The organism is Streptomyces sp. NPDC001796 (genome assembly GCF_042892355.1).
In the GTDB taxonomy this organism is placed as follows: Bacteria; Actinomycetota; Actinomycetes; order Streptomycetales; family Streptomycetaceae; genus Streptomyces.
In genome coordinates this window covers 590,287-602,861 of the sequence record NZ_JBIAUC010000002.1, presented here as the reverse complement: position 1 = coordinate 602,861, position 12,575 = coordinate 590,287, and the positions used below count along the sequence as shown (strand labels likewise).

At 72.8% G+C, this 12,575-nt stretch carries 6 protein-coding genes and 2 tRNA genes; 5 read left to right on the top strand and 3 right to left on the bottom strand.

Features of this window, described 5'->3' with window-relative positions:
- Positions 1-259 precede the first annotated feature (259 nt).
- The 3 genes from ACFYZE_RS06210 to ACFYZE_RS06200 all read left to right on the top strand — a co-directional run bounded on the left by ACFYZE_RS06210 (position 260) and on the right by ACFYZE_RS06200 (position 4,643).
- Positions 260-892 (top strand): hypothetical protein, encoded by a 633-nt coding sequence (locus tag ACFYZE_RS06210; RefSeq protein WP_388989283.1) that lies wholly within the window; start codon positions 260-262, stop codon positions 890-892.
- Between the two features lie 99 nt (positions 893-991).
- Complete coding sequence (locus ACFYZE_RS06205; protein ID WP_388989281.1) at positions 992-1,693, top strand: class F sortase; 702 nt, start codon at positions 992-994, stop codon at positions 1,691-1,693.
- A gap of 388 nt (positions 1,694-2,081) precedes the next feature.
- Positions 2,082-4,643, top strand: coding sequence for a hypothetical protein (locus ACFYZE_RS06200; RefSeq protein ID WP_388989277.1), 2,562 nt, complete (start codon positions 2,082-2,084; stop codon positions 4,641-4,643).
- Positions 4,644-5,123: 480 nt separating this feature from the next.
- Here ACFYZE_RS06200 and ACFYZE_RS06195 read toward each other — a convergent pair.
- Positions 5,124-5,196: transfer RNA gene (locus tag ACFYZE_RS06195), tRNA-Arg, on the bottom strand.
- A gap of 239 nt (positions 5,197-5,435) precedes the next feature.
- Positions 5,436-5,526, bottom strand: a tRNA-Ser gene (locus ACFYZE_RS06190).
- Between the two features lie 255 nt (positions 5,527-5,781).
- Here ACFYZE_RS06190 and ACFYZE_RS06185 point away from each other — a divergent pair.
- Together ACFYZE_RS06185 and ACFYZE_RS06180 are read left to right on the top strand one after the other, a co-directional pair.
- Positions 5,782-6,219 (top strand): SSI family serine proteinase inhibitor, encoded by a 438-nt coding sequence (locus tag ACFYZE_RS06185; RefSeq protein ID WP_388989274.1) that lies wholly within the window; start codon positions 5,782-5,784, stop codon positions 6,217-6,219.
- Between the two features lie 200 nt (positions 6,220-6,419).
- A complete protein-coding gene (locus ACFYZE_RS06180) occupies positions 6,420-10,736 on the top strand; it encodes a PAS domain-containing protein (RefSeq protein ID WP_388989271.1) in 4,317 nt (1,438 codons plus the stop codon).
- 117 nt (positions 10,737-10,853) lie between these two features.
- Here the strand turns inward: ACFYZE_RS06180 and ACFYZE_RS06175 are convergent, their stop codons facing one another.
- A complete protein-coding gene (locus ACFYZE_RS06175; protein WP_388989268.1) occupies positions 10,854-12,509 on the bottom strand; it encodes a long-chain fatty acid--CoA ligase in 1,656 nt (551 codons plus the stop codon).
- Positions 12,510-12,575: the final 66 nt, after the last annotated feature.

The following is a 12,575-nucleotide window of genomic DNA, read 5'->3' as shown; positions in this document are numbered from 1 at the left end:
GACAACGCGACCATGTCGACGCGGTCCGCGCAGCCCGCGAGCGCTACGACACGGAGAACGCGGGGCGTCCTGGCGGCCGGAGAGGTGAGCCGTCGCGCTGTTACACAGCGGTGACGGTTCCCGTATCGATCACGGTTATGTGATCAGTGACACTAACTGCATCGCACACCGCAAGGGCCGAAACCGGGGGGCCGGACGGAAAACCACGCGGGGCGCTCTCCTTGCCTCACCACTCTTGTCATCCCTGGGGGGGATCACCATGTCTGCCGTGCTCGCGCGCCACCGCCTCACCCTCCGCGTCGCCGTCGCCACCGCCGCCCTCGCCGGCGCCCTTCTCACACCGGCCGTCGCCTTCGCCGCCGACGGCCCGTCCGGCACCGACACGCACTGCACCGCGACGCAGACCATCCCCTCCGCCTTCGGCGGCTGGACGGTCGACCTGACCAACAGCCTCTCGGCCGGCCCCAAGGCCGTGCTCAAGGACGACAAGGGCAAGACGGTGTCCACCGTGGACCGCGCCCACCCCGAGGACCTCGCCAACGGCCTCAAGATCAAGAACGCGGACACCACCTCCCCGCTCCTCCTCGACCGCTCCCAGGGCGACCCGGCACCGTGGCGCACGACGCCCTTCCCGAAGCTGCCCAAGGGCTGCCTGAACACGGGCACCGGCACGGGCACGGGCACCTCGAAGCACAACAGCACCGGTACGGGCACCACCCAGACCACCACGGCCACCCAGACCAAGGTCGTCCCCACCGGCGCCGTCGCCGCGGGCGCCGAGGGCACCGGCGGCTCGCAGGACACCGCGCTGCTGGCGGGCGGCGCGGTCCTGGCCGCGGGCGGTGTGATCGGCCTCGGCTACGTGGTGCGCCGCCGCCGCGCAGGCGTCTGATCCCCCGTCACCACCGCACCTGGCGGGCCACCGGTCGTCACCGGCGGCCCGCCGTCGGCGTCTCCCCCAGCCCAGCCGAGGAAGTCCGGAGGAACCCCGATGAACGCGCCCCCAGCCCAGGACGCCCCACCCCCGTCCCCGCCTTCCCGCAGCCGTCTGCGCTGGATCGCGGCCACGTCGGCGGCAGCACTGGCCGTCGGCGGCTGGATGACGGTCATCGCCGTACACTCCGGCACCCCGGCATCCGCCGCACACGGCCCGGCGGCGAACATCACCGCCTCCACCCCATCGCCGTCGCCCGCGTCCGCGTCCTCGCCCATGTCCTCACCGGCCCCGCTGCCCGCATCCGTGCCCGTGCGGGTCCGCATCCCGGCCGCCGGCGTCGACACCTCCCCCGTCCTCCAACTCGGCCTGGCAGCCGACGGAACCGTCCAGGTGCCCTCCGTCGCCGAGGCCGACCGCATCGGCTGGTACCGGGAGGGCGTGACCCCCGGCCAGACGGGCCCGGCCGTACTCATCGGCCACTTCGACACCGTCAACGGGCCCGCCGTCCTGCAGAACGTGGCGCGCGTGCGCCCCGGCGACACCATCACCGTCGACCGCGCCGACGGCTCCACCGCCGTCTTCGCCGTACGCACCCTGCAGCAGGTGGACAAGAAACACTTCCCCACCCAGCGGGTGTACGGCGACACCCCCCGCCCCGGACTCCGCGTCATCACCTGCGGCGGCGACCTGCGTGCGGGCCACCGCCCGGACAACATCATCCTGTACGCCGACCTGGTACGAACCTCCGCAAGCTGAGCCTCACGGTGTGCGGCGCCGGTGACGGGCCGGGCCGGGGTGCACGTGATGGTGAGCAGGTCGGCGGTGGTGCTCTGCGTCGCGGCGTGCGCCGTACCGGGCAGCAGCGCTTTTTGCGCCCGTCGGGCCGGCTTGTCCGTCTTCGGACAGCTACCGGCGCTTGGCGGTGGCTCACTTGCCGACTCGCCGCCTCCATCGGCACCAACCTTTTACCAGGCCGGGTGCAAGGCGCTGACCTGCGGCACTGTGCGCGGGTGTCATGGCTGTGGCCGCGAAACGGGGCAACCCCTGTGCTCCTGTGGGGGAGGAGGAGTTCTTGCGAAGACAGCTTCGTCAGTGGCAGGGGTTATCGTCCGACTTGCTTGTTCACCTTTTCAACAGGAGCTCCATGAGCCTCAAGCAGGTCTCCGTCACCGCGGCGATATCGGTCGTCGCCGGGCTGACCACTGTCACCGTCGGCCTCACCGGCTCCGCCGCCTGGGCCGACAGCACGGCGGCTCTGCCGCTGTCCCACTACTCACACATGCTGGTCGACGGCGCCCACCAGCACATCTTCTTCAGCCAGGGTGCCGGCTCGACCGGCGTAGTGGTGACCGACCTGTCCGGCACCCCCGTCACGACCATCGAGAACGAGCCGGGCGCCACTGGTCTGGCGCTGTCCGCCGACGGCGCCACGCTTTACGCGGCGCTCTCGGACGGCGACGCGGTCGCCGCCATCGACACGGCGAAACTCACCGAGTCCGCCCGCTACTCGACCGGTACGGGCAGCGCCCCGGCCTCCGTCGCGGTGGCGGGCGGCAGGGTCTGGTACGGATACACGGCCGACGGCAAGGGTGCCATCGGATCGGTGGATCCGTCCGCCGCCGACCCGGCGGCGACGCCTCAGCCCTCGATGTCGCACTGGTCGGTCGCACCCCTGCTCGCGACGGGCGGAGGTGTGCTCGCAGCCGAGGAACCGCAGCAGAACCTCAGCCACGTGGCCACCTTCGACGTCTCCTCCCAGACGGCGTCGGTCATGGCCGACACCCTGGTCTACGGCGGCACGGCGACCGGGCTCCAGGTCACCGGTGACGGCGCGGAGGTGCTGCTCGCCGCCCCGCAGCAGCCCGCCCTGCACACCTACCGCACCTCGGACCTCTCCGCCGCCAGCCCGAACGTGTACTACACCGGGGGCGTGACTCCCGGCCCGAACTCGCTCGCGGTCGACGCCGACGGGACGATCGCCGTCGGCAGCCCCTCGGGCTCGGCCGCCGGCCTGTACCTGTACGCCGGGTCGAACAACCTCGCCGAGAACCACGTCACCTTCCCGTCCGGGAGCGTGGCCCCGGACGGCCTGGAGTGGAGAGGCGACGGCCGGACGCTCTACGCCGTCACGCAGGACTCCTCGGGGGCCTACGCCCTCAACGTGCTGAGCGACGCCAAGCTCAGCGACACCCAGTTGTCGCTGAACCCCCCGAAGTACGCGGTCCCCACCGAGCAGTTCACGTTCACCGGCTCGCTGAGCACCAGGGGCTTCATACCGGCCGGTGCCTCGCTCCAGGTCACCCGCGACGGCACGGCACTGCCCGACGTGACGGTGGGCCGGGACGGATCGTTCGCCATCAGCGACACCAGGCAGGACGAGGGCGCGTACGCCTACGAGGTGACGTACGCCGGCGATGCCACGCACCGCGCCGCGACGGCTTCGCTGACGGTGCACGTGGCGAAGCTGCCGACCACCATCACGAACCCGGACATCAGCTCGGCGGCGCCCCGTTCGGTGGTCTTCACCGGCTCGCTCATGACCCAGCTGGGCCTCGGCAGTCTCCCGGAGGGCACCACCATCCAGGTGTCCAGGACGAACGAGGACACCCAGCAGACGACGCAGCTCCCGTCGGTCGCGGTCGACCCGGCCACCACCGAGTTCACCGTCACGGACGCCCCGGGCAGCGCCGGAAGGTTTACCTACCACCTGTCGTACGCGGGTGACACCACGCACCAGCCGACGTCCTCCGATCCCTCCTTCCAGGTCTCCCCGTACGCCCCGGCCCTGACGCTGAACGCGCCCGCGACCGCCACCCGCGGTACCGCGCTGACGTTCAGCGGCGCGCTGAGCGACGCGCCGTACGACAACGGCGAGACGGTCACCGTGACCCGTACGGACGCCGCCCACACCACGACACCCGTGCAGTGGACCGTGCCCGTGGGAACCGACGGCACGATCACGGTCAAGGACACGCCGTCCATCGGTGGCGCCAACACCTACACGGTCAGCTACCCGGGCGACGCCTCCCACGAGGCGGCCACCGCGTCCGCGATCGTCCAGGTGTCCCGTACCGCGACGGCCCTGTCCGTCACCACCAACGCCTCCTCGTACGCGTACGGCGCGACCGCCACCGTCACGGCCCACCTGGGCACGACGTACAACGGCCGTACGGTCTCGATCTACGCCCAGCCTTATGGCGGCGGGAAGACACTGGTCAAGACCGGCACCGTGGACGCGGGCGGCAACCTGTCGGCCACGTACAAGCTCACCCGCAACACGACGTTCACGGCGTCCTTCTCGGGCGACTACCGCTACGCACCGGCCACAGCCACCCACACGGCCTACGACCAGGTGAAGATCGCGGAGACGCTGGGCGGCTACTACACGAGCACGACGTACAGCGGCGTCACCTACCGCGTGTACCACCACACGGTGAAGCCGCGGGTGACCGCCGTCGTGACACCGAACAAGTCCGGCCAGTGCGAGAAGTTCCAGGCCCAGGAGTACTACAGCGGCGCCTGGCACACGCTCACCACCTCGGGCTGCTACTACCTCGACCCGAACAGCACCTCGGTTGCGCAGCTGAGCCTCACCAACGCGGTCAACCAGAAGTTCCGGGTGCGCTCGGAGTACGTGCACAGCACGCAGGACAACACCAACCTGACCACGTGGGGCGGCTGGCTCTACTTCACGGTCAGGACCTGAGCCGCCCCGGCGGGGACCGGCCCGGACACTCGCGACGGCGGTGCCCGGGCCGGAGGGCCGTTCGCTCCGTTTCCCGTCCCGGTACACCGCGACGGCGTGTTCCTGGTGACCGTCGGCCGGTCGACACGGTCATGGCCCGGATCTCGCCGTACGGCGAGTAGTTCCCGGCAGCGTCGTGAGTACGGGCCCGGCCGTACATGGCCATCTGCCCGCCGTGATCATCTCGGCCCGCCGCACGGTCGCTGCGGGCGTCACCGCCAGGGGCAGATCCGCCGGGAGGCGCTCGACCGCCTGACGCCGGGGCGTGGTCCATGGCGTCCTGGTGCGGGCTGCGGTCGGCAAGCTCTCCGCTGCGACGGGCGGCACCGGTACGGGAACCTGCTGACATCGACCGCTGACGTCAACCGTTGCTGTACTTCTCTGCTGTACGGCCCCCGAAACGTCAGAGGCCCCGGAATGATCCGGGGCCTCTGACCTGTGCGCACTCGGCAGGATTCGAACCTGCAACCTTCTGATCCGTAGTCAGATGCTCTATCCGTTAAGCTACGAGTGCTTGTTCTCTTTTCGTCTCCGCTCCCGGTCCTTCCGGCCCGCTCGCGGCGACAGGAAGAACATTACATGACTGCCGCCGCCATGTGAAATCCGTTTGCCATACCCCTTGTGACCTGCGGAAACGCGCTGCCGGGTGGGTCCCGGGGCGGCTGCGGGGAGTGGGGCGGGAGCGGCTCCCGGGGCTTGTCCCGGATACGGCGAAGCCCCGGTCGCAGGGACCGGGGCTTCGGTGATCCAGCGCGGAGGCGGAGGGATTTGAACCCTCGATGGGCTTTAAGGCCCAAACCGCATTAGCAGTGCGGCGCCATAGACCGGACTAGGCGACGCCTCCAGCACAACCGCTCACGCGCGAGCGCGAGTGGTGCGTGCAGATGATGACACAGTCGAGCGGGGTGTCACCAATCGGCTCCCACGGTACTAGGCGGCAAGCCCGCAGGGCAAAGCACTGGGCCGCATCGGGCCTCATCGGAATCGTATCGCCCGCCACCAGGGCCCATGGGCGTCGACGATTCGCCGGACATTGCTCTTCGCCCGCATCCGCCGACACGTTCCGCAACCGCTCCACTCCGCTGCCGTTAGGCAGGGCATGGACCACTTCCGCCTTCGCCGCCGCCCTCTTCTCCTCGGGGCCCTCGCTCTTCTGCCTCTCACCGCCGCGGTCGATCCCGCGTACGCGCACGGTCAGCCTCCGGCCCCTCACGGTGACCGGCTCCTCGTCACCGTCCGCCACACCGGGGGCGCCGACGGGGTCTACGTGCTGCGGTGCCATCCGGCAGGCGGCACCCACCCCGCCGCCGGCCGGGCATGCGGCGTGCTCGAGCGGCGGACCGTCTGGGGCCGGGACCCGTTCGCCCCGGTGCCGCCGGACAGGCGCTGCACCCTCCAGTACGGCGGGCCCGCCACCGCGCATGTCACCGGGCGGTGGGCCGGGCGGCCGGTCGACGCGTGGTTCGACCGCAGGAACGGGTGCCGGATCGCCCGCTGGGACGCGCTGGTGCCGCTCCTGCCGGACGTTCGTTCGTAGCGAGCGCCGACGCCGGACCCCCCGCGCACGGCCACCTGCGCGGTCACAGCTTCTGCGTCACTTCCGCGTGCGACCTCCCTCTCATCCGGCTCCGCGGGCGCCGGGACTGCCCGTAGACTCCCTCGCGTGACACGCTGCGGGCCGGTTGGCAAGATGGCCCTCGCGGTCAGCAAGGTGCGGTAACAGGGAGGAAGCGTCTCGTGAGCAGCAGGCCATCCCGAGGCGCTGCTCGCCTCGCTGCCATACTGGACGCTCTCCCCGACGCATTGGTGCTGGTCAACGCCAACGGCACGGTCGTCAACGCCAACACCATCGCCCTGGAGGCCTTCGAGACGCCCGGGACAGCGCTCGTCGGTCGCGGGCTGCTCGATCTGCTGCCGCAGTTCGACTCGCGGCTGATCCCCGGCTCCATGCGGCGCCCCGACTCCCTCGACCCGCGCGGACAGACCAAGCCGACCCGGATGATCGCCCGGCGTACGGACGGCAGCGAGTTCCCCGTCGAGGTCACGAGCGCCAACCTGGAGGACGGCCGTCAGGCCTACGACGGCTACGGCTACACCGGCGACGAACTGCTGATGCTCGTCGTCCGCGACCTGTCCGGCACCGTCGACACCGAGGCCGAACTCGCCCGCTCGCAGCGGCAGACCGAGATGATCCTGCGTGCCGCGGCCGAGGGCGTGGTGGGCACGGACACCGACGGGCGGATCGTCCTCGTCAACCCGGCCGCCGCCCAGATCCTCGGCTACCGGGCCAGCGACCTCGGCGGCAAGGAGCTGCACACCCTCGTCCTGCACTCCCGCGACGACGGCTCCCCCTTCCCGTACACGGAGTCGCCGCTGTACGACACCCTGCGCTCCGGGCGCAAGCACCGGGTGCGCGGTCAGGTGCTGTGGTCCAAGCCCGGGGACAAGGTGCCGGTCGACCTGACGACCTCGCCGGTGCGCGACGGCGACCAGATCGTCGGCGCCGTGATGACGTTCACCGACCGGCGCCCGTTCGACGCGCTCGTCGCGGAGAAGGACGAGGCCGCCGAGCAGCACCGGGAAGAGCTGGAGCGGGTCACCAAGGAGCACCAGGAGGAGCTGGAGCGGCTGCGCGAGGAGCATGCCGCCGAGCTCGCCGAGCTGCGTGAGCGGCACGCGGAGGAGATCGCGGCCGGGGAGGAGCGCTATGCCGCCCTCGGCGAGCGCGAGAAGGACCGCTACGAGGCGCTGACCGCCCGGCACGACCAACTGCTCGCGGTGCTCGGCCAGTCGCTGCGCGGCCCCCTCGACGAACTGCGCGGTGAACTGTCCAAGCTCGCCGCTGACGACGCCGGTCAGCTGTGGCCGGAGGCCAACCAGGTGCTCCACCACCTCGCGGCCGGTTACTCGCGCATCACCACGCTCATCGACAACGTCCTCGGCTACCAGCGGCTCGACGCCGGCGACGACGACCTCATGCGGACGGCCGTCATGCTCGACGCGGTGGTCGCCGCCGGTGTCGACGGCGCCGTCGAGCTGATCGGGCCGGGCCGGGTCCAGTTCGCGGTGCACGCTCCGCCCATCGAGGCCGAGGTCGACCCGCAGCGGCTGGCGCAGGCGCTCGCGCATCTGATCGCGGACGTGGCGGGCGTCGACTCCACGGGCAACGCGCCGGTCTCGGCGGGCGGTTACATGGACAACACCGTCGTCGTGGCGGCCGCGCAGCGCGGCGAGGTCGCACGGATCGAGGTGCGCGGCCCGTACGCCGGGGGAGACGCGGTGCACCAGCCGATCGTCGGCGGCATCGTGCGCGCGCACGGCGGTGTGCTCCAGACCCACGAGGTGCCGGGCATGAGCGGCAGTGCGTACGTGCTCGAAGTGCCGCTCGGTGGCGGCGCGGGCGCGGTCGCGGCGGCCCCGGCTGAGCCCGCGGCCGACACCGCGGCGGAGGGGCCCGGGACCGAGATCGCGTTGTCCGAGCAGGGTGAGCAGCAGGGCGGCGGACGGCGGCGCGCTCGCCGGTCGTCCGTGGACGCGTTCCTGGAGAGCGAGGTCGGCGACTCCGCCCCCGCCCCCTCCGAGACGGCCGCGGCGCCCACCGGGCGGCGTCGGCGACGTGCGGCGCAGGAACCCGCCGCCGAGGCTGCGATTCCGGCGCAGGCGAGCGGTGGCGACGGTGCCGAAGCCGCCGGAGGCACGGGACGCCGGCGCGGTCGGCCGAACCTCGCCGAGGGCGTGGCCGAGGGCTCGGTGGTGACCGCCGCCGAGCACGCCGCGGGAGCCCCCGCCGCAGCCACCGGACTCGGCGGAACCGTGCCGCCGCAGGGCGTGCCCGCGCCGTCGGGTCGCCGCGCCCGCCGGGACACCGAGCAGCAGGCGCTGCCGCCCGCGCTGCCCGCCGCCTCCGGCACCTCGTCGCCCGGCGAGACCCCCGCGCCCACCGGACGCCGCCGGCGTGCCCTGGCTGCCGCGAACGAGCGTGCCGCCGCCGCGGAAGCCGCTCCCCGTACGGTGTTCGCGCTGCCGCCCGCCGAGGCGGACCGCACCCCGGAGCAGAGCACGGCCGCTGCCGTCCCGGCCGACGAGGGCCGCCATGACGCCGTGCCGCACGACGGCGCCGGGGAGCACACGCCGCCGCAGCCGCACCCGGTGTCCGCGCCCACGGGCCGCCGCCGTGCCCGCCCGGCCGCCGAGCCCGGGCAGCCGCAGCCGGCCCCGGACAGCGCCTCCGCCACCGGGACACCGCCTCAGGGCGTGCCCCCGCAGATGACGCCCGGCACCCCCGCTGAAGGCGTTCCCGGGCAGCAGGGGCCGCAGCCCGTTCCGGCGCAGGGAGTGCCGACCGCTCCGGCCGCGCAGGGCGGCCCGGCGGTGCCCGTCGGGCCGGCGCTGCCGGCGCAGGCGGCGCCCGGCCAGCCCGGTCCCGCCGTCCAGCCCGTGCCCATGGCGCCGGGCCGACCGGTGGTGGCCCCGGGGCAGCCCATGGCCCCGGCTCAGCCGGTCCCCGCCGCCATGCCCGCCCAGCCCGTGACGGGGCAGCCGGGCCGACCCCCCGTCGCACCCCGGCCCGCGGCGCAGACACAGCCCGGCCCGCAGGCAACGCAGGCCGCGACGCCCACGGCAGCCGCCCCGACCGCCGGCGCCCCGGTGCCCCCGCAGGCTTCCCGGCCCGCCCCGGGCACCGCCGTGCCCCCGCAGATCCCCCAGCCCGCTCCCGGCACCCAGGTGCCACCGCACCCGGCTCAGCAGCAGCCCCGGACCTGGCCCGGTTCCGGTGACACCGGCGCCGGGATGCCAGTACCGCAGGCGCCGGGGGCCACCCCGTCCGCGGGCACGCCGCTGCCGCCGGAGCAGCAGCGCACGCCCCAGCCGCGTGCAGCCCAGCCGCTGCCCGCGGAGTCGGCCGCCCCCGTCGACTCCCACCCGACGCAGGGCCGCGCGATCAGCGTGCGCACGCTCGGTCAGGGGGTGCCCTTCGCACGGCAGGCGCCGCCGGCCGGGGTCCCGCCCCGCCCCACGGCGCCGACGCCTCCCCCGCACGCATCCAACGGTTCCGGCCGCCGCCGCAAGCTCGGCACGCCTCCCGAGCCGGCCGGTGAGCGCCCGGAGGCGACCGCGCGCCCGCACCCCCAGCCCGTGGCGGCTCCGGTGCCGCCCCAGCCGTCCCTGGCCGGGCAGTCGCGCCTGGCCCCGGCAACCGAGGGTGCCGGACGGTCGTACGCCATAGGGGCCCCGGACGAGAACGCCGACGAAGGTCCCGAGCCGCTCGACGGTCCCGGCGGTGCCGTGGAGATCGCCGACCAGCCTCAGCTGCAGCCGATGGACGACGAGCTGCCCCCGGAGCCACTCGACAATCCGCGCCGGCTGCTCGTGTGGCCCGCGCCGGACGTCACGACCCAGCAGGCGCTCAGCGACCGCGGTTACCGGCCCGTCGTCGTCAACTCCCGTGAGGAGGTCGACGCGCAGATCGCCGCGTTCCCGGCGGCGCTCTTCGTCGACCCGCTCACCGGCCCGATCACGCGCACCGCGCTCCAGTCGCTGCGTCAGGCCGCGGTGGCCGCGGAGGTCCCCGTCATGGTCACGGCCGGGCTCGGGCAGGCGACCCGGGAGGCGGCGTACGGCGCCGACCCGGCCGTCCTGCTGAAGGCGCTGGCCCCCCGCGACTCCGAGCAGCACCCGCCGCGCGTGCTGCTCATCGAGGAGCACGCGGAGATCGCCCTCGCGCTGACGGCCACGCTGGAGCGGCGCGGTATGCAGGTCGCGCGGGCCGCGTCGGACGCCGACGCGGTCACCCTGGCCGCGCAGATGCGGCCGAACCTGGTGGTGATGGACCTGATGCAGGTGCACCGCCGCCAGGCCGGGGTCGTCGACTGGCTGCGCGCGAACAACCTGCTCAACCGCACCCCGCTCGTCGTCTACACCGCCGCCGTGGACCCCGCCGACCTGCCGCGGCTGGTCTCGGGTGAGACGGTCCTGTTCCTGGCGGAACGCTCGACCAGCACCGAAGTGCAGGACCGGATCGTGGATCTGCTGGCCCGCATCGGCACCAACTGAGGCCGCTCAGGCCATACTCGGCGGTCACCGCCCGGGACAAGGCTCGGGCCCCGGCCCCTGGTCGGCGCGGGGCGCTGTTTCACGTGAAACAGCGCCCCGTCCACCGTACGTCCGACGTCAGATCTGCGTGACGTCCAGCTCGCCCTCCGCGTACTGCCGCCGCAGTACCTTCTTGTCGAACTTGCCGACGCTCGTCTTGGGTACCGCCTCGATGATCGTCCAGCGTTCGGGCAGCTGCCACTTGGCGATCCCGCGCTCATCGGCGAGGAAGGAACGCAGGACTGCGAAGTCGGCCGTGGCGCCCTCCTTCAGCACCACGGTGGCCAGCGGCCGTTCGCCCCACTTCTCGTCCGGGACCGCCACGACGGCGGCCTCGGCGACGTCCGGGTGGGCCATCAGGGCGTTCTCCAGATCCACCGAGGAGATCCACTCGCCGCCGGACTTGATGACGTCCTTGGCGCGGTCCGTGAGGGTGAGGAAGCCCTCGGGGCTGATGGTGCCGACATCACCGGTCTTGAGCCAGCCGTCTTCGCTGAACTTGTCGGCCGGGCGCAGGGGTTCGGCGTCCGGACCGTTGTAGTAGGCGCCCGCGATCCACGGGCCGCGCACCTCCAGTTCGCCCGCGGACTCGCCGTCCCAGGGGAGCCGCTCGCCGCCGGGGCCGGTGAGGCGGGCCTCGACCCCGGCGGGGAAGCGGCCCTGGGTGAGCCGGTAGGTGAACTCCGCGTCCGTGCCGACGGCGTGGGCGGGCGGCCGGGCCACCGTGCCCAGCGGGGACGTCTCGGTCATGCCCCAGGCGTGGCAGACCCGCATGCCGAGCTTGTCGAAGGCCTCCATGAGGGAGGGCGGGCAGGCGGAGCCGCCGATGGTGACCTGGGTGAGGGAGGCGACGTCGCGGGGCCGGGAAGTGAGCTCGGCGAGCAGTCCCTGCCAGATGGTGGGGACGGCGGCGGCGTGCGTGGGCCGCTCCTTCTCGATCATCTCGGCGAGGGGGGCGGGTTGCAGGAAGCGGTCCGGCATCAGCATGTTGACGCCGGTCATGAAGGTGGCGTGCGGCAGGCCCCAGGCGTTGACGTGGAACTGCGGGACCACGACGAGCGAGGTGTCCTGGTCGGTCAGGCCCATCGATTGGGCCATGTTGACCTGCATGGAGTGCAGGTAGATCGAACGGTGGGAGTAGACGACGCCCTTGGGGTCGCCGGTGGTGCCGGAGGTGTAGCACATGGAGGCGGCCTGGCGTTCGTCGATCTCGGGCCAGTCGAACGTCGTGGGCTTGCCCGCGATCAGCTCCTCGTACTCGTGCACCTGGGCGCGCGCGCCGTCGAGGAGAGAACGGTCACCGGGGCCCGACACGACGACGTGCTCGACCGTCGGCAGCTTCGGGAGCAGCGGCGCGAGCAGCGGGAGCAGCGAGCCGTTGACGATGATCACGCGGTCGGCGGCGTGGTTGGCGATCCAGACCAGTTGCTCGGCAGGCAGGCGGAGGTTGAGCGTGTGCAGGACCGCGCCCATGGAGGGGATCGCGAAGTAGGCCTCGACATGCTCGGCGTTGTTCCACATGAGGGTCGCTACCCGGTCGTCGCGCCGGACGCCGAGGTCGTCGCGGAGAGCGGCTGCGAGCTGCACGGCACGGATGCCCGCCTCGGCGAAGCTGCGGCGCTGCGGCTCGCCCTCGCCGGTCCAGGTGGTGATCCGGGACGTCCCGTGCACCAGCGCTCCATGCGCAAGGATGCGCGTGACGGTCAGCGGTACGTCCTGCATGGTGCTCAGCACGGAGTCCTCCCGGGCGTCATTGCCTACGCGGCAGTAGGGGTCGCGCTGATTCTGCGCACGTACCGC

Bases quoted from the DNA above. Each gene is read 5' to 3' on its own strand.
- ACFYZE_RS06210 (WP_388989283.1), top strand. From the start codon at position 260: ATGTCTGCCGTGCTCGCGCGCCACCGCCTCACCCTCCGCGTCGCCGTC.
- ACFYZE_RS06205 (WP_388989281.1), top strand. From the start codon at position 992: ATGAACGCGCCCCCAGCCCAGGACGCCCCACCCCCGTCCCCGCCTTCC.
- ACFYZE_RS06200 (WP_388989277.1), top strand. From the start codon at position 2,082: ATGAGCCTCAAGCAGGTCTCCGTCACCGCGGCGATATCGGTCGTCGCC.
- ACFYZE_RS06185 (WP_388989274.1), top strand. From the start codon at position 5,782: ATGGACCACTTCCGCCTTCGCCGCCGCCCTCTTCTCCTCGGGGCCCTC.